This is a genomic window from Microbacterium esteraromaticum (assembly GCF_016907315.1).
In the GTDB taxonomy this organism is placed as follows: Bacteria; Actinomycetota; Actinomycetes; order Actinomycetales; family Microbacteriaceae; genus Microbacterium; species Microbacterium esteraromaticum.
In genome coordinates this window covers 1,661,667-1,684,240 of the sequence record NZ_JAFBBS010000001.1, presented here as the reverse complement: position 1 = coordinate 1,684,240, position 22,574 = coordinate 1,661,667, and the positions used below count along the sequence as shown (strand labels likewise).

Below are 22,574 nucleotides of genomic sequence, written 5' to 3'. Positions count from 1 at the left end.
CTCGCTTCTGAAGGACTCCCAGGCCGTCAGCGTCCTTCAGAATCGCCATCGTCCTTCAGAAGTGAGCGCCTTCGCTGCGCCGGTACCCTTGAATCCATGCTCAATATGGCCGAGGGCCTGTCCCGACTCGGCGCGCTCGCCGCGAATCCCGTCGTCGCCACCCTGGCGACCGCCTTCGCCGACGCGGGCTTCGATCTCGCCGTCGTCGGCGGACCGGTGCGCGACGCGCTTCTCGGTCGCGAGACGCACGATCTCGACTTCACGACGAACGCCCGCCCCGATGACATCCTGCGCATCGTCAAGCCGATCTCGAGCACGCAGTGGGACATCGGGCGCGCCTTCGGCACGATCGGCGCCAGGATCCGCGGCGAGCAGGTCGAGATCACCACGTACCGCGCCGACAGCTACGACGGCGTCACCCGCAAGCCGGTCGTCGAGTTCGGCGACGCGATCGACGGCGACCTGCTGCGTCGCGACTTCACCGTGAACGCGATGGCCCTGCAGGTGCCTGCGGTGAAGCTGATCGACCCGACGAGCGGCGTCGAAGACCTCGTCGCCGGCGTGCTGCGCACCCCGATCGATCCCGAGATCAGCTTCGGCGACGACCCGCTCCGGATGCTGAGGGCGGCGCGCTTCAGCGCACAGCTCGGCTTCGCCCTCGAAGACGGCACCTTCGCGGCCATCGAGAAGCTCAGGGAGACCCTGAAGATCGTCAGCCCCGAGCGGGTGCAGGGCGAACTCGTGCGGCTCATGCAGACCGATGACCCGGTCGGGGGCATCCGGGTGCTGGTCGAGACCGGACTGATCGACGAGTTCCTGCCCGAGGTCAGCGCGCTGCGCCTCGAGGTCGACGAGCACCATCACCACAAAGACGTCTACGAGCACTCGCTCACCGTGCTGCGGCAGGCGATCGAGCTCGAGAAGAACCGCAATCCGGATGCCGGGCCCGACGTGCCGCTGCGTCTCGCGGCGCTGCTGCACGACATCGGCAAGCCGCGCACCCGCAAGCTCGAGTCAGGGGGAGGGGTCACCTTCCACCACCACGACGTGGTCGGATCGCGCATGGCCCGCAAGCGCCTGCAGGCCCTGCGCTTCGACGGCGACACGATCGATGCCGTCGCGAAGCTGATCGAGCTGCACCTGCGCTTCTTCGGCTACGCCGAGGGCGCATGGACCGACAGCGCCGTCCGACGCTACGTGCGCGACGCAGGAGACCTCGTCGAGCGCCTGCACATCCTCGTGCGCGCCGATGTCACCACCCGCAACAAGCGCAAGGCCGCCCGCCTTGCCTCGGCCTACGACGACATCGAGCGACGCATCGTCGAGCTGCGCGAGCAGGAAGAGCTCGACAGCATCCGCCCCGAGCTCGACGGCAATCAGATCCAGCAGATCCTGGGCATCCCGCCCGGCCGTGAGGTGGGCGAGGCGTACCGGTTCCTGCTCGAGGTGCGTCTCGACGAGGGCGTGATCGGTGCGGATGCCGCGGAGCAGCGACTCCGCGAATGGTGGGCCGCCCGCGGCTGAACTGTGAGGGCGCCGCGCCCTGCATCCGATCTACACTGGGCACACCCATCAGCGCCGATCGGAGCCAGCGTGCCGTCCCCCTGGTCGTCATCGCGTGACGCCTCACCCGAGGTCTCGCGCCTTCTCATCGAGCGCGCGCACGAAGAGCTCGTCGCAGGGAACCTCGATGATCGCCGTCTGCAGCAGGTGCGACCGCTCGTGCGGGCGTCGTGGGAACGAGCCTGGCAGGGCCGCGTCGGCGCCGAGGGGCTGCCTCCGCTCGACTTCAGCCACGACGCCCTAGAGGCGTACCGCACCGGGCATCCGCTTGCCGGGGTGATGGATCTCATCCGCTCGCTGCTGCTGCCCGGCAGTGCCGAGGACTCGGGCGTCGTCGTGGCGGTCGGAGACCACGCCGGCCGGCTGCTGTGGGTCGAGGGAGACCTGCGTCAGCGCGTGCTGTCGGGCGAGATGGGATTCGTCGCGGGTGCGAACTGGTCAGAGCAGATGGTCGGAACCTCGGCCCCGGGCACTGCGCTCACCCTGGGCGAGTCGGTGCAGATCCACCACGCCGAGCACTACAACCGTCTCGTGCAGCCGTGGTCGTGCACCGCGGCCCCGGTGTTCGATCCCGAGACCCGCCGCATCCTCGGCGTGATCGACGTGACCGGCGGTGCCGAGGCGGTCACCTCGCAAGCCCGGATGCTGGTGGATGCGACGGCGCGAGCCGTCGAGTCCGAGCTGCTCGTCGCCCGCCTGCGGGCGCGCAGCGAGGCGCCCAGGGGATCGGAGCGGTCGCCGCGCCGCTCACCGCGTGACACCAGGCACGCGCGACTGCAGGTGCTGGCACGCGATCGCGCCCGCCTCGAGGTCGACGCCGCCGACGGCGAGACCGTGATCGAGCTCAGCGCCAGGCATGCCGAGATCCTGCTCATGCTCGCCGTGCACCGTCAGGGCCTGTCGGCAGAGCGGCTCACCGAGCTCGTGTACGGCGAGGGGGCGTCGCCCGACACCCTGCGGCCCGAGATGGTGCGACTGCGCAAGGTGCTCGAACGCGTCTCACCCGACCTCGCACCGCAGTCGCGTCCCTACCGGCTGACTGCGCCGCTCGAGACCGACGCGCAGAACGTGCTGTCGCTGCTCGACCGCGGGGCGCACCGCGTCGCGCTCAGCGCCTATCCGGGTGCGGTGCTGCCCGAGTCGGCGTCGCCCGGGGTCGAGGAGTTCCGCGAGACAGTGCGCGCGGCGCTGCACGAGGTGATGGTCAGCGAGGCGAGCCTCGACGTGCTGCTCGCGTACGCCGAGATCCCCGAGGGGCAGAACGACGCCGAGGCGCTGCGCCTCGCGCTCGAGATGCTCCCCGCGCGCTCGCCGAGACGCGCAGGTCTCGTCGCCCGTATCGAGCGTCTGGGCTGACCGCCTCCCCTCTCGAAACGCTCAACTGGTCGCTCCGGGCCGCATTCGCCTGCCAGTCGAGCGATTCGAGACCCGGGACGAGCTCACGCAACCGACTGCAACGTTGCGCACGGGGGCGCAACGTGAGGCGACCTACCTTCGAACCCAACAGCCGCGCAGCATCGAGGCCGCGGCCCGTCGAAGGAGTCAACGATGACCATCGTCGAAGAAGACGTGTCCACCGCCTACGCCGCTCCCGGTCAGCCGGGAGCCGTCGCGAACTACCGCGCCCGCTACGGGCACTACATCGGCGGCGAGTTCGTCGAACCGGCCAAGGGGCAGTACTTCGAGAACGTCAGCCCCGTCAACGGCAAGCCGTTCACCGAGGTCGCCCGCGGCACCGCAGAAGACATCGACCGCGCGGTCGATGTCGCCTGGAAGGCGTTCGAGTCGTGGAAGCGCACCTCGCCCGCCGAGCGCGCCGTGATCCTCAACAGGATCGCCGACCGCATCGAAGAGAACCTCGAGATGATCGCCGTCGCCGAGACGTGGGAGAACGGCAAGCCGGTGCGCGAGACGCTCGCCGCAGACATCCCGCTCGCTGTCGACCACTTCCGCTACTTCGCCGGCGTCCTGCGCGGGCAGGAGGGCGGCATCAGCCAGCTCGATGAGAACACCGTGGCGTACCACTTCCAGGAGCCGCTGGGCGTGGTCGGCCAGATCATCCCGTGGAACTTCCCGATCCTGATGGCCACGTGGAAGCTCGCTCCCGCGCTCGCCGCGGGCAACTGCGTCGTGATCAAGCCTGCCGAGCAGACCCCGGCGTCGATCCTGTTCCTCTTCGAGATCATCGGCGACCTGCTGCCCGCCGGCGTGGTGAACATCGTCAACGGCTTCGGCATCGAGGCGGGTGCTCCGCTCGCGCAGCACAAGCGCATCCGCAAGGTCGCGTTCACGGGTGAGACCACCACTGGTCGGCTGATCATGCAGTACGCGTCGCAGAACCTCATCCCCGTCACGCTCGAGCTCGGAGGCAAGTCGCCGAACGTCTTCTTCGAAGACGTCGCCCGCGCCGACGACCCGTTCTACGACAAGGCGCTCGAGGGCTTCACGATGTTCGCGCTCAACCAGGGCGAGGTCTGCACATGCCCGTCGCGCGCACTCATCCAGCGCTCGATCTACGACGGCTTCCTCGCCGACGGACTCGAGCGGGTGGGCAAGGTCATCCAGGGCAACCCGCTCGACCCCGCCACGATGATCGGCGCGCAGGCGTCGAACGATCAGCTCGAGAAGATCCTCAGCTACATCGACATCGGCACGCAGGAGGGCGCGAAGCTGCTCGCCGGAGGAGGGCGGGCCGACCTTGGCGGCGACCTCAGCGAGGGCTTCTACGTCGAGCCGACGGTTTTCGAGGGCAGCAACAGCATGCGCATCTTCCAGGAGGAGATCTTCGGCCCCGTGCTCTCGGTCACGAGCTTCAGCGACTTCGACGACGCGATCTCGATCGCCAACGACACCCTCTACGGTCTCGGCGCGGGTGTGTGGAGCCGCAGCGGCGACACCGCGTACCGAGCCGGCCGTGCCATCCAGGCGGGTCGCGTGTGGACCAACACCTACCACCAGTACCCGGCGCACGCCGCGTTCGGCGGGTACAAGCAGTCGGGCGTCGGCCGCGAGAACCACAAGATGATGCTCGACCACTACCAGCAGACGAAGAACCTGCTGGTGTCGTACGCGGAAGGCCCGATGGGCTTCTTCTGATCGGCCTCCCCGAGCCGGGCGGGCGTCTCGCGACGTCCGCCCGGCAGCCGTTCCCCAGAGAGGAGTCGCAGATGGTCAGCATCGGAAAGTACGAGCGGGTGGATGTGTCGGATGCCGCCGCCGAGCTGCTGCGCGAGCTGACGGCCCAGCATGGGCCGCTGATGTTCCATCAGTCGGGTGGATGCTGCGACGGCTCGTCGCCCATGTGCTATCCGATCGGCATGTTCATCACCGGCCCGAGCGACGTGCTCCTCGGCCGGCTCGACATCGAGGGACTCGACCCGATCGAGGTGTTCATGTCGGAGTCGCAGTTCGAGTACTGGAAGTACACGCACCTCACGATCGACGCGGTGCCGGGTCGCGGGGCCGGGTTCAGCGTCGAGGGCCCGACCGGCATGCGCTTCCTCACCCGATCGCGGATGCTGAACGACGCCGAGCTCGAGTACTTCGGCCTCGCTCCGGCCTAGCATCCGGATCCGCGTCAGCGGAAGAAGAAGAACGAGAGCATGCCGAAGAGCTGCGGCAGAAGCGTGACGCCGAACACCACGAGGATGATCACGAGCGTGACCCATGAGAAGCCCTTGCGCAGGCGCCGGCCCTGCGGGGCGACGCCTGGGGCCGGGGGAGTGAGCATGCCGACGGGCGGGGCGAAGGGCAGCGGCGCGGCCGTCGCCGTGCCCGGCTGCGTGACCGGATGGTGCACCGCCTCCTGCGCGAGCCTCAGCCGGTCATCGCGCCAGCGCGCCCACTGATCGAATTTCGTCATGAGTGCGCCGACCGTGCCGAACAGCCACGCCCACGTGCTCACGTCGGTGGTCGAGGCCGGGCGGCGCATGTAGAGGAACAGCCAGTCGTCGACGATCTCGACGTCGAGCTGCGCTGCGTGGTCGATGAAGCGCGCCATGATGTCGGGCGTGAACAGGTAGAGCGCATCGGCCTCGTAGCCGCTCGGGCAGTACAGGGTGAAGTGCTGGTCGAAGTCGCCCTCGAGCGAGAGCCGCTGGTCCTTCGAGAACGTCGAGGGCAGGTTCGAGCCCAGCGAGTTGTTCCCCAGCGCATCGAGCACGATGTTCGGCAGCGGCACGTCGAGCTTGACGGCGACGTACCCCCAGTTGTGCGTCGTCTTGTTCTTGCCCGACCCGGTCGTGTACCGGTAGTTGCCGAATTCGACGAACCGCGGGTGCTGGCCGCGGACGAGCTGCGATGCCATGCGGGAATGACCGAGGTGGAAGATCATGCCCGGCAGCGGGGGGTCGGCGACGAACGGACGGAAGGTCATGCCGTTCGCCTCGGCGAACCGCGCGATCCGGTAGGTGCTCTCGCGGGTCTTCCGCTGGGAGACCACGAAGAGCGGGATGCCGATGCCGGCGATCACGAAGGGGATCAGCGCCGGAAGCGAGAACAGCGCGCCGAACCCGGACTCGCCCGAGCCGGCGACCGCGATCAGCCCGAACAGCGTCATGCCGATCGCGGGCAGGAACACGAGGGCGAAGATGACGCCGACGACGATCATGATCGCCACCTGGGCACCCGACGACGGGTTCTGCGCCTTGACCCTGCGCCAGAACTCGCTCACGGCACGAGGGTCGACCGGCTCGGTGAGCGGGCGCGTCTCGAACGGGTGCTGCGGGGGCGGCGCCGGATTCATGCGTCCACGGTACCTGCCATGATCGATGGGTGACTCAGACCCGAACCCTCCCCAGTCTCGACGGCCGCACGTTCAAGATGGTGTCGTCGACGACCTCCGTCGTCGATCACGACGCCCCGAGCGTCTTCCACTACTTCGAGCAGGACGGCGCGATCTGGGGCGACTACACCGGTGACACCGTCACGATCGGCCGTTTCGTCGGCACCCGCACCGGCGACACCATCTGGGTGTCGTTCGTGCACGTGCTGGCCGCAACGGGCGAGGTCGTGACCGGCGACGGCGAGAGCGACATCGAGGTCGACGACGACGGGATGCTGCGCCTGGTCGAGCACTACGAGATGCACGGCGCCGCGCAGCTCAGCGTCTGCGTCGAGACCGCGGCGGCCTGACAGCAGTCGAGCCGTCACCGCGGCGGCAGGGCTCCGCGCCCGGCCGTCGCCGGTGTCCACTGGGTCATGCCAAGGGGCACGTCGAGGCTGCGCTCGGGCAGGTCGGGGGGAAGCACGAACGGCCGGCGGATCACCTCGTCGAGCACCACGACGCTGACCACGGTGCGCACCTCGGGAAGCTGGGCGATCACCCCGGTCGAGAACTCGTGCACCCCGCTGACATCCGTCGCCCGGATCAGCAGCATCGCGTCGTGCTCGCCGGTCGTCACGGCGCAGTACTCGATGTCGGGCATCTCGGCGATCTGCGCTCGGAACGACGCCCACGCCTGCGGATAGACCGTGACGAAGATCATCGCTCCGATCGACAGACCTGCCTTCGCCGGATCGACCCGTGCGCTGAAACCCGTGATGACCCCGTCGGCCATCAGCGCCTCGACCCTGGTGTACGCGTTGGCCCGAGATATCCCGACCTTCTCGGCCAGGGCGGCGATCGAGATTCGTCCGTTCTCACGGAGCAGATCCAGGATCCGGTATGAGACCGGATCGAGGGTGACGGCACTTCGTCCAGAATCCCGGTGGTCTTCAGCATCAGTGCTGGACATTCTGTACCCCAATCCTCATCGTTCGGACAGACTTTGTCTTCATGACGCGATGTCATTGGACAGATCGTCGCACATCATGGGAATCTGATCACGGTCGTCCACGGTTGGATGACCAGGACTCCCGATCCACCCTGCCAATGGAGGTACCCATGCTGTCGACGCTGCGCACGCCGGCGATCGTCTTCGGAGCGGTCGCGCTCATCGCCCTGACCGGATGCTCGGGAGGGAACTCCGCGAACAACGGCAACGACGGCGGAGCGAAGTCCGGTGGCTCCCTGGTCATCGACACCGCCTTCTCGGTCGAGACCGCCGACCCCGGCCACACCTACGACCCGACCGGCAACATGCTCGCCAAGGCGATGTACGAGACCCTCGTCGACTTCAAGGGCTCCGACGTCTCGACCCCCATCCCCGGGCTGGCGTCGTGGAAGGCCAACGACACTGCGACCGAGTTCACGTTCACCCTCGAAGACGGCCGCGTCTTCTCGGACGGCACCCCGATCGAGGCGAAGGACGTCGTTTTCTCGCTGCAGCGCATCCAGGGCATGGCCGACGCCAAGCCCAACTTCCTCCTCGCCGGCGTCACCATCAAGGAGGTCGACGCCAAGACGATCGTCTTCACGACCGAGACGCCCCTGCTGCAGCTGCCCGCCATCCTCGCCAACCCGGCGCTCGGCATCGTCAACGCCGACGTGGTGATGAAGAACGGCGGCAGCACCGACGGCGCCGACTCCGCGCAGAAGTACTTCGATGGCGCATCCGCCGGCTCCGGTCCCTTCGTGCTCGACACGCTCGACCTGAGCTCGCAGATCGTGCTGAAGAAGAACGACGAGTACAACGGCGACGAGAAGCCCGCCTACGACCGCGTCGTCATCCGCAACGTCTCGGAGAGCGCGACACAGCTCGCCAACCTCAAGGGCGGCGACTCGATGGTGGCCATGGACCTCAACGGCGACCAGGTCAGCGGCCTGGGCGACGGCCTCGAGGTCGACTCGGTCCCGTCCGGCCAGACCATCTTCCTGCTGCTGAACCAGTCGACCGGCGTCGCCGGCGACCTGGCCAACGTGAAGCTCGCCGAGGGCATCCGGTACGCGCTCGACTACCCGGCTCTGCTCGAGCTCGCCGGCGCCGGTGCCGAGCAGGCCACCGGCGTGATCCCGCCCGGGTTCGAGGGCGCACTCGACGAGGGCGTCACGCAGGACCTCGACAAGGCCAAGGCCGCCTTCGACGAGGCCGGCTACACCGGTCAGACCCTCAAGCTGCAGTTCCCGAACGACTACCCGGTCGGCGGCGTGGAGTTCACCCCGCTCGCCGAGCGCATCCAGGCGCAGCTGAAGGACGCAGGCGTCGCCGTCGAGCTCGCCCCGGCTCCGTTCGCGACTGAGCTCGACGCCTACGTGAACGGCACCGAGGGCTTCGGCCTCTGGTTCTGGGGTCCCGACTACGCGGACTCCGCGAACTTCCTGCCCTTCGGCCCCGGCCTGAAGGTCGGCCTCCGCTCGGGCTGGGAGCAGTCGGCCAACCCCGAGATCGCCGAGATCGCCGCGGATGCCGCCAGCGCGACCGACCCCGACGAGCGCACCGCCGCATTCACGAAGTTCGCGGAGGCGATGCAGCAGAGCGGCCCCTTCGTGCCGCTGATCGTCCCCGGCCGCAACATCGCCACCTCTGACAAGGTCGACGGCGCCGTCTACAACTCCGTCTGGGAGATGGACATCGCCGAGATCACGCCCGCCGGCTGAACGGACCGACCGTGATGACGACAGTGGCTGTGCAGACACAGGCGCAGCGCAAGAAGTCGCCCCTGGCGGGGTACCTGCTGCGCAGGGCCGGCACCTCGGTGCTGCTGCTGATCGGCGTCACGGTCGTGACGTTCCTCCTCACCAACCTGGTGCCCGGAGACCCCGTCTCCGCGGCACTGGGTGAGGGGGCGTCTCAGAACCCCGAGACGCGCGAGGCCTTCATCAAGGCACAGGGCCTCGACCAGCCCCTCTTCGTGCAGTACTTCATCTACATGGGCAAGCTGCTGCGCGGCGACCTCGGCACCTCGCTGGTCACCGGGCAGCCGGTGACCGCAGATCTCGCCACGGCCGTGCCGGCCACCATCGAGATCGCCCTGTGCGCGATCATCCTCAGCCTCGCGGTCAGCCTCGTGCTGGGTACCCTGGCTGCCTACCGGCGCGGCCTGGTCACCGACCAGATCGTGCGGGTGGTCACGCTGATCGGGCTCAGCGTTCCGACCTTCTGGCTCGCGCTCGTGAGCTTCTACGTGTTCTTCCTCAACCTGCGCATCGCCCCTGGCTCCGGCCGCGTCTCGCCGTCGATCATCCCGCCGCCGCGGGTGACAGGCCTGTACACGATCGACTACCTGCTGAACGGCGATGGGGTGGGCTGGGCCGACGCGATGGCGCACCTGGCGCTGCCGGTGATCGTGCTGTCGCTGGTCACCATCGGCCTGCTGACGCGGTTCATCCGCACCTCGGTGCTCGAGGTGCTCGCCAGCGACTACGTGCGGGCGGCACGAGCGAAGGGGCTGCCTGCCATGCGGGTGATCCTCGACTACGTCCTCCGCGGAGCCGCACTGCCGGTGCTGACCGTGGTCGGCGTCGCATTCGGCTCACTGCTCTCGGGCACCGTGCTCGTCGAGTCGGTGTTCGCCTGGCCGGGTCTCGGCACGTACGCGTACAACTCGGCGGCCAACCTCGACCTGCCGGGGATCATGGGCGTCGGCCTCATCGTCGGCGTCATCTACCTGGTCATCAACTTCGTCGTCGACCTGCTGTACGGCGTACTCGACCCGAGAGTGAGGATCGCATGAGCCCTCGCGAACCCCGCATGCCGGGGCGGCTCAAGCTGCGCTGGCCCCGCGCCTGGCGCACCCCGCTCGGCATCATCGGCACCGTCATCGCCGCCGCCTGGATCATCGTCGCGTTCACCGCGCAGTGGTGGGTGCCGTTCGAGCCGAATGCCCAGGCGCTGCCGCGCCTGCAGGCGCCGGGGATCGACACCCTGCTCGGCACTGACGGCAACGGCCGCGACATCTTCTCGCGACTCATGACCGGCGCGACCGTCACCATCCCGCTGGCCCTCACCCTCGTCGTCGCGGCCCTCGTCATCGGCGCGGTGATCGGCGCGCTCGCCGGCTACTTCGGCGGCTGGGTCGACGAGACGCTGATGCGCATCACCGACCTGTTCATGGCGTTCCCGACCGTCATCCTCGCGATGGTCGTCGCCGCATCGCTCGGCCCCTCCCTGTTCAACGCCGTGATCGCGGCCGTCGTCGTCTCGTGGCCGCAGTACTCGCGCGTGACCCGCAGCATCGTGCTGTCGCTGCGCAACCAGAACTACGTGATCGCCGGCCGCCTGCTGGGTCACTCGCCCGCGCGCACGCTGCTGGTCGATATCCTTCCCAACGTGGCGGGTCCTCTGCTGGTGCTCGCGACGCTCGACATCGGCGCGGCGATCCTGCTGCTGTCGGGCCTGTCGTTCCTCGGCCTGGGCGCGCAGCCGCCGACACCCGAATGGGGTTCGATGATCTCCGCTGCGATGCAGAACTTCGACGCATGGTGGCTCGGCGTGTTCCCCGGTCTCGCGATCCTCACGGTCGTGCTCGCCTTCAACTTCCTCGGCGATGCCCTGCGCGACATCCTCGACCCCACGGCCGAGGTGACGCACGAGAAGCAGACCGAACTCGTCGCATCGAGCGGAGGCGGCGCATGAGCATCCTCGACATCCGCGACCTCACGGTCGACATCGGCCGCCCCCTCGTCAAAGGCCTCTCGGTGCGGCTCGACGCGGGGCGCATCCACGGCCTCGCGGGCGAATCCGGATCCGGCAAGACCCTGACCGCGATGTCGGTCCTCGGTCTGCTGCCGCGGCATGCGCGCACCGGCGGTTCGATCCGGCTCGGCGACACCGAGCTGCTCGGACTCGGCAGGCGTGCGCTGAACCGCATCCGCGGCAAGCGCATCGCGATGGTCTTCCAGGACCCGTCGGCGTCGCTGCACCCGCAGATCCCCGTCGGACGCCAGCTCACCGACCACATGCGCGTGCACCTCGGGCTGCGCGGGGCGGCCGCCCGCCGTCGCGCCGTCGAGCTGCTCGAGCGCGTGCAGGTGCCGAACCCCGAAGAGGCACTGCGCCGCTACCCGCACCAGTTCTCGGGCGGCCAGCGGCAGCGCATCGCGATCGCCTGTGCCCTCGCCTGCGACCCGGAGGTGCTGCTCGCCGACGAGCCGACGACGGCACTCGACGTGACCGTGCAGGCCGGCATCCTCACCCTGCTGCGGGAGCTGGCCGACGAACGTCAGATCGCCGTCCTGCTGGTGACGCACGACCTCGGCGTGATGAGCGCGATCGCGGATGTCGTCACCGTCATGAAGGACGGCAGGGTCGTCGAGCACGCCGACCGCGCGACGCTGTTCCGCGACCCGCAGCACGAGTACACGAGGCAGCTGCTCGCCGCTCTGCCCGGTTCGCGCATCGAAGGAGGCGACGACCATGACGCATGAGACCGTCCTCGACGCTCAGGGCATCGTCGTCCGCTACCCGGGCAACCCGCCCGTGGTCGCTGTGAACGACGTGTCGCTCCAGGTCCACGCCGGTGAGACCGTCGCCCTCGTCGGCGAATCGGGCAGTGGCAAGTCCAGCCTCGCCCGCGCTGCGGTCGGCATCGAGAAGCTCGCCGGCGGCACCGCCCGCTTCCTCGACGGCGAGGTCACCCCGCTGCGCGTGCGCCGCCGCCCGAAGCACCTCACCGGCATCCAGATGGTCTTCCAGGACCCGTCGACCTCGCTCAACCCGCGTCGCCGCATCGGCGAGCAGATCGCCGACGGCATCGCCACCGCCCGCGCGCGCGGCGCCGAGGGCTCGAAGGTCGAGGAGTGGCTCGAGAAGGTGGGCCTGCCCACGGCATCCGTCTCGAAGTTCCCGCACCAGTTCTCTGGCGGCCAGAAGCAGCGCATCGCGATCGCGCGGGCGCTCGCCGCCCGCCCTCAGCTGCTCGTCGCCGACGAGCCGATCTCGGCACTCGACGCGTCGACGCAGACCAGTGTGGCCGCCCTCATGCGCGATCTCGTGAAGGAGGCGGGCGCGGGGATGCTGTTCATCTCGCACGACCTCGCCGTCGTGCAGCGCATCGCCGACCGCACGTTCGTGATGTTCGGCGGGCGGGTGCTCGAGTCGGGGCCGACCGCGCAGCTCTGGGCCGACCCGCAGCACCCGTACACGCAGGCGCTGCTGGCCGCGATACCCGAGCCCGACGGCGCTGGTCGCATCCCGTCTGCGCCGTCGGCTGCCGAGCGGGCGATCTGGGCAGACATCCCCGCCGTCCAGCGCTGACGACGTCACCCGCTGTTCATCCGCCGGACGCGGGCGCGTAAGCATCACCCGGCACGATGACCCGGTGCCCGCGCCTTCGATGACCGTGATCGTGCCCGCGAAGGACGCCGGCGAGTTCATCGCCACGACGCTCGAGACCCTCACCCGGCAGTTCGTCGACGACCACTCGCTCAAGCTCGTCGCGATCGACGACGGGTCGAGCGATGAGACGGGCGCGGTCATGCGGCGCTACGCGGAGCGCTTCGCGCACGCCGAGGTGATCCGCAACGAGTCGCCGCGCGGGCTCGCGACCGCGCGCAACCAGGGCCTCGCGCACGTCGAGGGCGACGCCTTCTGCTTTCTCGACGGCGACGACTGGATGCAGCCGGGCCGGCTCCCGGTGCTGCACCGGACCCTGCATGAGCTCGGCTGCGACCTCGTGCGCACCGACCACGTCACGGTCAAGGGGCTCGAGCGGCGGCTGGTGCGCGCCCCTTTCACGCACCGGGGCGTCGTCACCGATCCGCGGGAGGCCATCCTGCCGACGGATGACCGCACGATGGTCGACTATCCGTTCGCCTGGGCGGGCCTGCTGCACCGCCGGATGCTCGACCGCGGCCTCGCCGGATTCAGCGACGGACTGTTCACGGCCGAGGACCGCCCGTGGATCTGGCGCCTGCATCTGCAGGCCCGATCCTTCGCTGTCGTCGACGCCCCGCACCTGCTGTACCGGCGCGGCCTGTCGGACTCGCTGTCGAAGACCCTCGACCGGCGTCAGCTGCACTTCTGCCGAGCGCTCGGGGAGGTGCTCGATCTCGTCGAAGCCGATCGCGAGGCGGAGCGGATGCTGCCCAAGGCGGTCTTCAGCGTGCTGGCGCTGAGCTCGCACCACCTCGTACGCGCTCGTCGCATGCAGCCTGCGGTGCGCAGGGAGATGCGGGCGGGCATCCTGAGCCTGCTGGCGCGCCTGCCCCGCGACCAGGCGCGCGCGGCGATCGAACGGATCGGCGGCCCGCGCCGCCGGGTGCTCGCGCGTGTGCTGCGAGAGGCGTCGCACGCATGACCCGCACGATCCAGCTGTTCGCCCTGCACAGCACATATGGATTGATGACGGCCGCGGCGGCGATCGACGCGGGTCTGCTGGGAGAAGCGCACGAGCGCATCCTCATTCCGATGAACACGGCGAAGGTTCCTGAGACCGCGCACGATCTCGAGGAGGTGCCACGGCTGACGCCCCTGCGAGCGCGATTCGAGCGCATCGAGCCGCTGAACCCGGTGCTCGACCCGCTGCATCCGACCACCTGGCAGCCCGACGAACAGGATCTGCCGATGCTCGAGCGGCTCTTCCGGCGGGCGTGGAACCTCGGCGACGCGCGGCTCGAGCTCTTCGTGCAGTCGCCGCAGGTCGCCCCGGCGCGCACCCTGATGGCGCTGTTCTCGCAGGCCGAGCTGGGCGTGATCGGCGACGGGCTCATGACCTACTCGCCGATCCGTGACCAGCTGCCCCGGCAGCTCACCGAGCGCGTCTCCCGCGTCGTGTATCCCGATGTCGTGCCCGGCGTCGCCCCGCTCGTCTTCGCCGAGACGGGGGCGGCTCGGGTGCCGGTCGCGGTCGCCGAGTTCGGCCGGGTGCTGCGCGAGGCGGGCGAGGCGCAGCCGGATGCCCTGCTCGATGCCCTCGTCGACCCCGCGACTGCCACGGCGCTCGTGCTCGGACAGTACCTCTCCGCGCTCGGACTGGTCAGCGCCGAGGAGGAGACCGCCCTGCAGGTGCGGATGGTGGAGAGGGCGGCGGATGCCGGGGCGCGGCGCATCGTGTTCAAACCGCACCCGTCCGCTCCGCCGGCGCTGTCTGAGGCACTGGCGAGACGGGCATCCGCTCTCGGGCTCGATTTCGCCACATACGCCGGCGACCAGCCGGCCGAGTTCGTCGCGCACCGCCTCGGGGCCATGGCCGTGATCGCCGGCTTCTCGACCGCGCTGCCGACGGTGCGGGAGGTCTTCGGCATCCCGGCTCATGCCGTCGGAACCGGCACCGTGCTCGCGCGACTGGCGCCCTTCGAGAACAGCAACCGGGTGCCTGCGGTCATCGTCGACGGACTCGAGAGGCGTGTCGACCCCGTCGATCTTCAGGGGCTCGTCGACGCGGTCGGCTACGCGATGCAGCCCGAGATCGTGACCCATCTTCGCGCCAGGGCCGTCCCCGTGCTCGAACGCCTGACCCCCGATGAGCGCGAGCGCCTCGTGCCCGCGTCGCGGCTGCGGAGGCTGGATCTGCCGGGTGCGCCGGCGCCGACACTGCCGCAGCGTGCGGGCGGATCGGCCGGGGGAGTGGGACGCTGGGAAGAGCTGCGGCTCACCGCAGCCGGCGCGAAGCGCCGTGCACGCAGAGTCTGGAAGGCGGCGACCGGCCGATGACCGAGAACGCGCTCACCGTCGCGATCATCCCCGCACGAGGTGGATCGAAGGGCGTGCCAGGCAAGAACCTGCGCCGCGTGGGAGGCATGCCGCTGATCGAGCGTGCCGTGCGCTCCTGCACGGCAGCGGACGGGGTCGACCTCGTGGTCGTCAGCACCGACGACGCCGAGATCACCCGCATCGCCGAGGCCGCCGGTGCGCGGGTGGTCGCCCGCCCCGCCGAGCTGTCGGGCGACACCGCCACCTCCGAGAGCGCGCTGCTGCACACGCTCGACGTTCTCGCCGCAGACGGCCTGGACGTCGGCACCGTGGTGTTCGTGCAGGCCACCTCGCCGTTCATCCCCCGCGAGGGCATCGCCGAGGCGGTCGCGCACATCGCCGCCGACCGGTTCGACAGCGTCTTCTCGGCCTTCGAGACCTACGGATTCCTCTGGCGACGGGATGCCGATCAGCACGCCGCCGCCATCAACCACGACTCCACGCACCGCCCCCGCCGGCAGGACCGCGAGCCGCACTATCTCGAGACCGGCGCCTTCTACGCCTTCACCGCCGACGGCTTCCGCACGGCAGGCCACAGGTTCTTCGGACGCATCGGCATCGTCGAGGTGCCCGAGGCGTCGGCCATCGAGATCGACGACGAGCACCAGCTCGCCGTCGCCGGCGCGCTCGCCGCGCTCGGCGCATCGGCGGATGCCCCGATCCCGGCATCCGTGCTCGTGACCGACTTCGACGGAGTGCACACCGACGACACGGCGACCGTCGACACCGACGGTCGCGAGTCCGTGCGGGTGAGCCGCGAAGACGGCATGGGCGTCTCACTGCTGCGGCGAGCGGGCATCCCGATGCTGATCCTCTCCACCGAGCTGAACCCGGTCGTCGCGCGCAGGGCCGAGAAGCTGCAGCTGCCGGTTCTGCACGGCATCGACAACAAGGCTGCGGCGCTCACCCGCTGGGCCTCCGAGAACGACGTCGCGCTCGCCGACATCGCCTACGTCGGCAACGACGTGAACGACCTCGGAGCCTTCGGTGTCGTCGGCTGGCCGATCGCGGTGGCCGATGCGCACCCTGCCGTGAAGGCCGCCGCGCGCATCGTGCTCACCCGGCGCGGCGGCGAGGGCGCGGTGCGCGAGGTCATCGAGCGGATGCTCGCCTCCCGCTGACGGGCTGACCGGCTGGTGCCTGAGCCGCGCGCTCGGCGAGCCCCGGTTCGTCGCACGGGCGTAGGCAGACGGTCACCCGCGCGACCCTGCAGGTTCACCTCGCGCACGTAGACACAGAGGACACGACCGGAAACGGAGGTCCTCATGACCGTCAGCATCGCAGACCGCGTGATCGGCGGGGGCCGACCCACGTACGTCATCGCCGAGATCGGCCTCAACCACAACGGCGACGTCGAGATCGCCAAGCAGCTCATCGACGTGGCCCGTGCCGCCGGCGCCGACGCTGTGAAGTTCCAGAAGCGCACGCCCGAGATCGCCACCCCCGAGCACATGCGCGACGTGCCGCGCGAGACGCCCTGGGGCACCATGAGCTACCTCGACTACCGGCGCCGCGTCGAGTTCGACCGCGAGCAGTACATCGAGATCGGCGACCACGCCACCATGGCAGGGCTCGACTGGTTCGCCTCGCCGTGGGACGTGCCGAGCGTCGAATTCCTCGAAGGCCTGGGCGTGGTCGCGCACAAGGTGGCATCCGCCAGCCTCACCGACACCGAGTTGCTGCAGACGCTGCGAGAGACCGGCAAGCCCGTCATCCTCTCCACCGGCATGTCGACCATCGAGCAGATCGACCAGGCGCTCGAGACCCTCGGCACCGACCGAACGATCCTCATGCACGCCACCTCGACGTACCCGATGGAGTCCGGCGAGGCGAACCTGAAGATGATCGGCACCCTGCGAGACCGCTACGCCGGCGTGCCCGTCGGCTACTCGGGCCACGAACGGGGCCTGCAGATCTCGCTCGCCGCGGTCGCACTGGGCGCTGTGGCCGTCGAACGCCACATCACGCTCGACCGCGCGATGTGGGGATCCGACCATGCGGCATCGCTCGAACCCGCTGGACTCGAGCGGCTGGTGCGCGACATCCGCGTCATCGAAGAGGCGCTCGGCGACGGCGTCAAGCGCGTCTACCCCGGCGAGCTCGCGCCCATGGCGAAGCTGCGCCGCGTCGGCGCATGACCTTTCCCGGCAGCCGGTCGCCCCGGCTGAAGGTCGTCGCGATCGGCGACGCCGACTCCTTCGTCAAGTGGGCGGCGCATCTTCTCGACCAGGTCGACGACATCAGCCAGCACCTGCTGCTGGTGCACACGCCCCTGGTCGTGAGCGACGCCCAGCGGGATGCCGCGGTCGCCGGCACCCGGTTCGCGCAGCACCCCGGGTCGGTCACGCGCATCGCGTTCGGTGACATCGCCGGATGGCTCGCGAAGGATGCCCCCGACGTCGTCGTGCTCGCCGGGCGCGCGCCGTTCGTGCGCCTGCTCGGCCGCGAGATCGACCGGCTCGCCCGCCGGCCCGTCGTGGTCAGCGGTGTGCCGGGCATGTCGATCCCGGCCCTGCGCGGTGCACTCGAGTACCGGCGGCACTGCGACCTGATGGTGGTGCACTCGCACCGCGAGGTCACCGCGTATTCACGCCTCGGCCGTGCTCTGGGGGTGACGGTTCCCGTCGCGCTCGCGACGCTGCCCTTCGCCACATCGGTGCGCACTGCCGGCACAGGCACCGACCTCGTCTTCGCCGCCCAGGCGCTCGTGCCGGCCGACCGTGAGGAGCGCAGGCGCATCGCCGAGATCCTGCGTCTCGCCGCAGTCGCCGATCCTTCGCGCCGCGTGGTCGTCAAGCTGCGCTCGCGGCCAGGCGAGGTCGAGGCGCACCAGGAGCGCGACGGCTATACCGACCTCCTCGAGAACGCGCCAGACAACCTCGTCTTCTCGTTCGCTCCGATGGCCGAGGCGCTGGCCTCCGCCGAGGGGCTCGTCACGGTCAGCTCGACCGCGGCGATCGAGGCCATGGCGGCCGGGGTGCCGGTCATCGCGCTCGACGAGTTCGGCGTCCGGCCCGATCTGCTCAACCACGTCTTCGAGCACAGCGGCCTGCTCGGATCGGCTGACGATGTCGTGGCGCGGCGATTCCGGCATCCGGATGCCCGGTGGGCGGCGACCAACTACTTCCACGACTCGCGTGACTCGCGATGGTGGGACGAGGTGCGCCGGCTCGTCGCGCAGCGACGTCGCGGCGCACTGCCCGCCCGCACGGTGCCGGCGCCCCGCGGCGGCCCGCTCCACGCCGCGTGGCACCGACGCACCGTGCTCGGGGACGCCGACCGCACGCTGTCGGGGCGGATCGCCGGGATGCTCATGACGCCGGTGATCGCGGCCCTGACGGCGCTCAAGCGCCGCCGCCGGCAGGCCGCGATCCCGGATGCCCTGGCAGCCGACTTCACGCTCGCCCCGAGCCCGCTCGCAGAGCCCGTCCGGCGGCGGTCGGCGGCATCCGCTTCCATCCGGTAGACTGTTGTGGTTGTCTGCCCGCCGGAATCCATTCGGGAAGCCGCGACAGATGACGTGCTACACACCCTCCTGCTTCCGGGAAAGTCCCGGGAGCCGTTCTAGTCCGAAGGAGGTGGGTAAGTGACGCACCAGTACGAGCTCATGGTCATTCTGACCCCCGAGCTGGACGAGCGCCAGGTTGCCCCCAACCTCGACAAGTTCCTGAAGGTCATCACCAACGATGGTGGCTCGATTGACAAGGTCGACATCTGGGGCAAGCGACGTTTCGCCTACGAGATCAACAAGAAGAACGAGGGCATCTACGCCGTCGTCAACTTCACCGCCACCAGCGAGGCCACGCAGGAGCTCGACCGTCAGCTCGGTCTGAGCGAGCTCGTGTTCCGCACCAAGGTCCTGCGTGCCGAAGAGGCACAGGCCATGGTCGCCGCCGAGGCCAAGCGCGCTGCCGACAAGGCCGCTCGCAAGCCCAAGGTCGCGAAGGCCTAAGGCTCATGGCCGGCGAAACCGTCATCACCGTGGTGGGAAACCTCACCGCAGACCCCGAGCTGCGCTACACGCAGAACGGCCTGCCGGTGGCGAACTTCACCATCGCCTCGACCCCGCGCACGTTCGACCGTCAGGCCAACGAGTGGAAGGACGGCGAAGCGCTGTTCCTCCGCGCGTCGGTGTGGCGCGAGTTCGCCGAGCACGTGGCAGGTTCACTGACGAAGGGCATGCGCGTCATCGCGCAGGGCCGTCTGCGTCAGCGCTCCTACCAGGACCGCGAAGGCAACAACCGCACGGCCATCGAGCTGGAGGTTGACGAGATCGGTCCGTCGCTTCGTTACGCGACGGCACAGGTCACGCGGGCCGCATCCAACGGCGGTGGGCAGTCACGTCCGCAGCAGCAGCAGCAGGTCTCGGACGAGCCGTGGTCGACGCCCGGCTCCTCGAGCGCTGACGCCTGGAGTGCTCCGGGCAGCTTCGGCGACGACACCCCGTTCTGAATTCCGGATGCCACCGGCATCCGATCTCATCTCTTAAGGAAGAAACATGGCTGGAAAGTCGAGCGGCGACCGCCGCAAGCCGCGGAAGGGTGGCAAGCCCACCGCTCCCGCGAAGTCCATCCGCGTTGGCGTCATTGACTACAAGGACGTCGCAACGCTTCGCAAGTTCATCTCGGAGCGCGGCAAGATCCGCGCCCGTCGTATCACCGGTGTCTCGGTGCAGGAGCAGCGTCTGATCGCCAAGGCGATCAAGAACGCTCGCGAGATGGCTCTCCTGCCCTACGCTGGCGCTGGCCGCTGAGGGGTACCGACATGGCAAAGCTGATTCTCACGAACGAGGTCGCCGGGCTGGGTAGCGCCGGTGACGTCATCGAGGTCAAGAACGGGTACGCCCGCAACTACCTCGTCCCCAAGGGCTTCGCAGTGGCGTGGACCCGTGGTGGCCAGAAGCAGGTCGAGTCGATTCAGGCAGCCCGCAAGGCCCGCCAGATCCACGACCTCGACGAGGCGACCGCACTCAAGAACAAGCTCGAGGGCACCAAGGTGCGCCTGACCGTCAAGGCCGGCGCCGAGGGTCGTCTCTTCGGCTCGGTCAAGACCGCCGACGTGGCCGACGCTGTCGCCGCCGAGGGTCTCGGTTCGATCGACAAGCGCAAGGTGCACTTCACCGCTCCGATCAAGACGACGGGCGAGCACGAGGCGACGGTTCGTCTGCACGACGACGTCACCGCCGTGATCACCCTTCAGGTCATCGCAGCGAAGTAATCCCGCTTCACCAGCAGGCCCCCGACATCTCCGGATGCCGGGGGCCTTCTGCATGCCCGGCGTTCGGCTCGGTCTGCCGTCCCGACTCGCCTCCCGTCCCGTTCATCTACCGAGAAGTCAATAAAGCACCGCCGGAGCCCGTTTCCGGTGCCTTCTCGACCTCTCGGCGGGGCGTGCGGCGCGTGCGGAGGTGTGCGCGGGTTGCGGGGGTGTGCGCGGGTTGGGGAGGCGGGTGCGGCCGTCGGTCCGCCCTTGCGACCATCGGCCTGGTGCCGTCGCCCGGCCTGCCGGAGGTCGGCGAGAGGTCAGAAAAGCACCGCTGGAGCCCGTTTCCGGTGCCCTTTTGACTTCTCGCCCGGGCGCGGGCGCGTGCGGGGGTGTTTAGAGGCGGGAACGTGCTTCCGGATGTGGTGGTGTGCGCGGGATGCGGGTGGGCATGCCGATGCGGCGGATGCGATGTCAATTGCCGCATCCGCCGCAAGGGCCGTGCATCAGGCCGCGCGAGCGCGACGGATCAGAGATCCTCCGATCAGCAGCATGAGACCGGCCAGCAGAGCCAGCGCAGGAGCCATGTCGCCGCCGCCGGTCATCGCCAGGGCCGGCGCACCAGCCATGGGCGCGGCCACGGCTGAGTGACGCGGCGAGTTCATGCCCTCAGTGCCGGGGTCCGTACCAGGGTCAGTGCCGGGGTCGGTGCCCGGGTCCGTTCCGGGGTCGGTGCCGGGGTCGGTGCCCGGGTCGGTGCCGGGGTCGGTGCCCGGGTCGGTGCCGGGGTCAGTGCCCGGGTCAGTACCGGGGTCCGTTCCGGGGTCCGTTCCCGGGTCGGTGCCCGGAGTGGTGCCAGGCACGTCCACCGTGCTCTCGCCGATCACCGAGATGGCGTTGCCGCCGATGGTGATCGGTGCAGTGATCGGCAGGAGGATCTGCGTGCCACCGAGTAGCGAGCCTCCACCGTCGGTCACGGCCCCGCCCGAGCCGGGCTGGGTCGTGGTGCCGGTGGTGCCGCCGGTGACGGCGGATTCTCCGAGGACGGAGATGGCATTGCCCCCGACGTTGACCGGTGCGGTGATGGGTGCGAGCACCTGGGTGCCTCCGAGGGCGCTGTCGGTGCCGCCGGTGGTGGCGTCGGTGCCGGCTGCGCCCGTGGGTGCGGTGGTGCCGGTGGTGCCGGTGGTGTCGCCGGTGACGGCGGATTCTCCGAGGACGGAGATGGCGTTGCCTCCGACGTTGACCGGTGCGGTGATGGGTGCGAGCACCTGGGTGCCTCCGAGGGTGCTGTCGGTGCCGTCGGTGGTGGCGTCGGCCCCGCCCGTGCCGGGCTGGGTCGTGGTGCCGGTGGTGCCGCCGGTGACGGCGGATTCTCCGAGGACGGAGATGGCGTTGCCCCCGACGTTCACGGGTGCGGTGATGGGTGCGAGCACCTGGGTGCCTCCGAGGGCGCTGTCGGTGCCGCCGGTGGTGGCGTCGGCCCCGCCCGAGCCGGGCTGGGTCGTGGTGCCGGTGGTGCCGCCGGTGACGGCGGATTCTCCGAGGACGGAGATGGCGTTGCCCCCGACGGTGACCGGTGCGGTGATGGGTGCGAGCACCTGGGTGCCTCCGAGGGCGCTGTCGGTGCCGTCGGTGGTGGCGTCGGCCCCGCCCGTGCCCGGCTGGGTCGTGGTGCCGGTGGTGCCGCTGGATGCAGCCGACTCGCCGAGCACCGAGACCGCGTTGTCAGTGACCGTGATCGGCACGTTCACCGACACGACACCCTGCGTGCCTGACAGCAGGCCGTCGGAACCCGAGGTGGTCGCGGTGGGAGCAGGCGCCGGAGCAGGTGCCGGCGCTGCGGCCGGAGCCGACTCGGCAGACGACTCGCCGAGCACGCTCACCGCATTGCCCGACACCGTCACCGGTGCGTCGACCTCGACCACGGCTTGGGTGCCAGAGCCGATGCCATCGTTCCCGCTCGTCTCCGCGGCAGGCGCGGGAGCGGGAGCGGGTGCGGGGGCCGCAGGTGCAGCATCCGCGCCTGATTCGGCCTCGCTGGTGCCGAGCACCGACACGGCATTGCCGATGACGTTCACCGGTGCCGTGACCGGAGCGACGATCTGGGTGCCCGAGAGGAGACCATCGTCTCCGTTGGTCTCGGCCGCGTTCGCGGCCGACGCGCCGAGCAGCGAGACGCCGCCGGCCAGCAGCACGCCCCACAGGGCGTACTTGACTTGCTTGTTCATGAGAGAACTCCTGATCTGTACGAGTGTGAGACCGCACGGTCGTGCGGCCGGGCTTGCCGATCCGAGG

General features: G+C 69.6%; 22 protein-coding genes. 19 read left to right on the top strand and 3 right to left on the bottom strand.

Going from position 1 to position 22,574, the window contains the following annotated elements:
* Positions 1–96 precede the first annotated feature (96 nt).
* The 4 genes from JOE67_RS08215 to JOE67_RS08200 all read left to right on the top strand — a co-directional run bounded on the left by JOE67_RS08215 (position 97) and on the right by JOE67_RS08200 (position 5,126).
* The gene (locus tag JOE67_RS08215; protein WP_204974987.1) at positions 97–1,524 is read left to right on the top strand and encodes a CCA tRNA nucleotidyltransferase; all 1,428 of its coding nucleotides are present in this window, start codon (positions 97–99) and stop codon (positions 1,522–1,524) included.
* A gap of 69 nt (positions 1,525–1,593) precedes the next feature.
* A complete protein-coding gene (locus JOE67_RS08210) occupies positions 1,594–2,919 on the top strand; it encodes a GAF domain-containing protein (RefSeq protein ID WP_204974986.1) in 1,326 nt (441 codons plus the stop codon).
* A gap of 192 nt (positions 2,920–3,111) precedes the next feature.
* Positions 3,112–4,659, top strand: coding sequence for an acetaldehyde dehydrogenase ExaC (gene exaC, locus JOE67_RS08205; RefSeq protein ID WP_204974985.1), 1,548 nt, complete (start codon positions 3,112–3,114; stop codon positions 4,657–4,659).
* 71 nt (positions 4,660–4,730) lie between these two features.
* Positions 4,731–5,126 carry a DUF779 domain-containing protein gene (locus JOE67_RS08200; RefSeq protein WP_204974984.1) on the top strand — a complete coding sequence of 132 codons (396 nt, stop codon included), beginning with the start codon at positions 4,731–4,733 and terminating at the stop codon, positions 5,124–5,126.
* A 14-nt stretch (positions 5,127–5,140) separates the two neighbouring features.
* On the opposite strand, the gene JOE67_RS08195 is transcribed toward JOE67_RS08200, so the two are convergent.
* On the bottom strand, positions 5,141–6,307 hold the full coding sequence (locus tag JOE67_RS08195; RefSeq protein ID WP_204974983.1) for a hypothetical protein: 1,167 nt from the start codon (positions 6,305–6,307) through the stop codon (positions 5,141–5,143).
* A 29-nt stretch (positions 6,308–6,336) separates the two neighbouring features.
* On the opposite strand from JOE67_RS08195, the gene JOE67_RS08190 reads away from it, so the two are divergent.
* Entirely contained in the window at positions 6,337–6,696 is a 360-nt protein-coding gene (locus JOE67_RS08190; protein WP_338041538.1) for an avidin-fold protein, read from the top strand.
* Between the two features lie 14 nt (positions 6,697–6,710).
* On the opposite strand, the gene JOE67_RS08185 is transcribed toward JOE67_RS08190, so the two are convergent.
* On the bottom strand, positions 6,711–7,298 hold the full coding sequence (locus JOE67_RS08185) for an Lrp/AsnC family transcriptional regulator (protein WP_204974982.1): 588 nt from the start codon (positions 7,296–7,298) through the stop codon (positions 6,711–6,713).
* A gap of 149 nt (positions 7,299–7,447) precedes the next feature.
* Between JOE67_RS08185 and JOE67_RS08180 the strand changes: the two genes are divergently transcribed.
* The 14 genes from JOE67_RS08180 to rplI all read left to right on the top strand — a co-directional run bounded on the left by JOE67_RS08180 (position 7,448) and on the right by rplI (position 20,291).
* On the top strand, positions 7,448–9,040 hold the full coding sequence (locus tag JOE67_RS08180; RefSeq protein ID WP_204974981.1) for an ABC transporter substrate-binding protein: 1,593 nt from the start codon (positions 7,448–7,450) through the stop codon (positions 9,038–9,040).
* 14 nt (positions 9,041–9,054) lie between these two features.
* Positions 9,055–10,116, top strand: a complete 1,062-nt coding sequence (locus JOE67_RS08175; protein ID WP_204974980.1) for an ABC transporter permease — start codon at positions 9,055–9,057, stop codon at positions 10,114–10,116.
* On the top strand, positions 10,113–11,018 hold the full coding sequence (locus tag JOE67_RS08170) for an ABC transporter permease (protein ID WP_204974979.1): 906 nt from the start codon (positions 10,113–10,115) through the stop codon (positions 11,016–11,018). Before JOE67_RS08175 ends, JOE67_RS08170 begins: the two co-directional genes overlap by 4 nt.
* The gene (locus JOE67_RS08165) at positions 11,015–11,809 is read left to right on the top strand and encodes an ABC transporter ATP-binding protein (protein ID WP_204974978.1); all 795 of its coding nucleotides are present in this window, start codon (positions 11,015–11,017) and stop codon (positions 11,807–11,809) included. Before JOE67_RS08170 ends, JOE67_RS08165 begins: the two co-directional genes overlap by 4 nt.
* Positions 11,799–12,638, top strand: coding sequence for an ABC transporter ATP-binding protein (locus JOE67_RS08160; protein WP_204974977.1), 840 nt, complete (start codon positions 11,799–11,801; stop codon positions 12,636–12,638). Before JOE67_RS08165 ends, JOE67_RS08160 begins: the two co-directional genes overlap by 11 nt.
* Before the next feature lie 64 nt (positions 12,639–12,702).
* The gene (locus JOE67_RS08155; protein WP_204974976.1) at positions 12,703–13,680 is read left to right on the top strand and encodes a glycosyltransferase; all 978 of its coding nucleotides are present in this window, start codon (positions 12,703–12,705) and stop codon (positions 13,678–13,680) included.
* Positions 13,677–15,035, top strand: a complete 1,359-nt coding sequence (locus JOE67_RS08150) for a polysialyltransferase family glycosyltransferase (protein ID WP_204974975.1) — start codon at positions 13,677–13,679, stop codon at positions 15,033–15,035. The genes JOE67_RS08155 and JOE67_RS08150 overlap by 4 nt, the downstream gene beginning before the upstream one ends.
* A complete protein-coding gene (locus tag JOE67_RS08145; RefSeq protein ID WP_204974974.1) occupies positions 15,032–16,195 on the top strand; it encodes an acylneuraminate cytidylyltransferase in 1,164 nt (387 codons plus the stop codon). Before JOE67_RS08150 ends, JOE67_RS08145 begins: the two co-directional genes overlap by 4 nt.
* A 144-nt stretch (positions 16,196–16,339) precedes the next feature.
* Entirely contained in the window at positions 16,340–17,212 is an 873-nt protein-coding gene (locus JOE67_RS08140) for an N-acetylneuraminate synthase family protein (protein WP_204974973.1), read from the top strand.
* Positions 17,209–18,540, top strand: a complete 1,332-nt coding sequence (locus JOE67_RS08135; protein ID WP_204974972.1) for a DUF6716 putative glycosyltransferase — start codon at positions 17,209–17,211, stop codon at positions 18,538–18,540. Before JOE67_RS08140 ends, JOE67_RS08135 begins: the two co-directional genes overlap by 4 nt.
* Positions 18,541–18,660: 120 nt before the next feature.
* The gene (gene rpsF / locus JOE67_RS08130; RefSeq protein WP_204974971.1) at positions 18,661–19,026 is read left to right on the top strand and encodes a 30S ribosomal protein S6; all 366 of its coding nucleotides are present in this window, start codon (positions 18,661–18,663) and stop codon (positions 19,024–19,026) included.
* 5 nt (positions 19,027–19,031) lie between these two features.
* Positions 19,032–19,526 (top strand): single-stranded DNA-binding protein, encoded by a 495-nt coding sequence (locus JOE67_RS08125; RefSeq protein ID WP_204974970.1) that lies wholly within the window; start codon positions 19,032–19,034, stop codon positions 19,524–19,526.
* A gap of 46 nt (positions 19,527–19,572) precedes the next feature.
* Positions 19,573–19,827 carry a 30S ribosomal protein S18 gene (gene rpsR, locus JOE67_RS08120; RefSeq protein ID WP_071641238.1) on the top strand — a complete coding sequence of 85 codons (255 nt, stop codon included), beginning with the start codon at positions 19,573–19,575 and terminating at the stop codon, positions 19,825–19,827.
* Between the two features lie 11 nt (positions 19,828–19,838).
* Positions 19,839–20,291, top strand: coding sequence for a 50S ribosomal protein L9 (gene rplI, locus JOE67_RS08115; protein WP_204974969.1), 453 nt, complete (start codon positions 19,839–19,841; stop codon positions 20,289–20,291).
* A gap of 491 nt (positions 20,292–20,782) precedes the next feature.
* On the opposite strand, the gene JOE67_RS15655 is transcribed toward rplI, so the two are convergent.
* Positions 20,783–22,507, bottom strand: a complete 1,725-nt coding sequence (locus JOE67_RS15655) for a chaplin family protein (RefSeq protein WP_204974968.1) — start codon at positions 22,505–22,507, stop codon at positions 20,783–20,785.
* Positions 22,508–22,574: the final 67 nt, after the last annotated feature.

What these genes read in the sequence shown, in the direction of transcription:
- JOE67_RS08215 (WP_204974987.1), top strand. Translation starts at nt 97, where the DNA reads ATGCTCAATATGGCCGAGGGCCTGTCCCGACTCGGCGCGCTCGCCGCG.
- exaC (WP_204974985.1), top strand. Translation starts at nt 3,112, where the DNA reads ATGACCATCGTCGAAGAAGACGTGTCCACCGCCTACGCCGCTCCCGGT.
- JOE67_RS08200 (WP_204974984.1), top strand. Translation starts at nt 4,731, where the DNA reads ATGGTCAGCATCGGAAAGTACGAGCGGGTGGATGTGTCGGATGCCGCC.
- JOE67_RS08195 (WP_204974983.1), bottom strand. Translation starts at nt 6,307, where the DNA reads ATGAATCCGGCGCCGCCCCCGCAGCACCCGTTCGAGACGCGCCCGCTC.
- JOE67_RS08185 (WP_204974982.1), bottom strand. Translation starts at nt 7,298, where the DNA reads ATGTCCAGCACTGATGCTGAAGACCACCGGGATTCTGGACGAAGTGCC.
- JOE67_RS08180 (WP_204974981.1), top strand. Translation starts at nt 7,448, where the DNA reads ATGCTGTCGACGCTGCGCACGCCGGCGATCGTCTTCGGAGCGGTCGCG.
- JOE67_RS08175 (WP_204974980.1), top strand. Translation starts at nt 9,055, where the DNA reads ATGACGACAGTGGCTGTGCAGACACAGGCGCAGCGCAAGAAGTCGCCC.
- JOE67_RS08170 (WP_204974979.1), top strand. Translation starts at nt 10,113, where the DNA reads ATGAGCCCTCGCGAACCCCGCATGCCGGGGCGGCTCAAGCTGCGCTGG.
- JOE67_RS08165 (WP_204974978.1), top strand. Translation starts at nt 11,015, where the DNA reads ATGAGCATCCTCGACATCCGCGACCTCACGGTCGACATCGGCCGCCCC.
- JOE67_RS08160 (WP_204974977.1), top strand. Translation starts at nt 11,799, where the DNA reads ATGACGCATGAGACCGTCCTCGACGCTCAGGGCATCGTCGTCCGCTAC.
- JOE67_RS08150 (WP_204974975.1), top strand. Translation starts at nt 13,677, where the DNA reads ATGACCCGCACGATCCAGCTGTTCGCCCTGCACAGCACATATGGATTG.
- JOE67_RS08145 (WP_204974974.1), top strand. Translation starts at nt 15,032, where the DNA reads ATGACCGAGAACGCGCTCACCGTCGCGATCATCCCCGCACGAGGTGGA.
- JOE67_RS08140 (WP_204974973.1), top strand. Translation starts at nt 16,340, where the DNA reads ATGACCGTCAGCATCGCAGACCGCGTGATCGGCGGGGGCCGACCCACG.
- JOE67_RS08135 (WP_204974972.1), top strand. Translation starts at nt 17,209, where the DNA reads ATGACCTTTCCCGGCAGCCGGTCGCCCCGGCTGAAGGTCGTCGCGATC.
- JOE67_RS08125 (WP_204974970.1), top strand. Translation starts at nt 19,032, where the DNA reads ATGGCCGGCGAAACCGTCATCACCGTGGTGGGAAACCTCACCGCAGAC.
- rpsR (WP_071641238.1), top strand. Translation starts at nt 19,573, where the DNA reads ATGGCTGGAAAGTCGAGCGGCGACCGCCGCAAGCCGCGGAAGGGTGGC.
- rplI (WP_204974969.1), top strand. Translation starts at nt 19,839, where the DNA reads ATGGCAAAGCTGATTCTCACGAACGAGGTCGCCGGGCTGGGTAGCGCC.
- JOE67_RS15655 (WP_204974968.1), bottom strand. Translation starts at nt 22,507, where the DNA reads ATGAACAAGCAAGTCAAGTACGCCCTGTGGGGCGTGCTGCTGGCCGGC.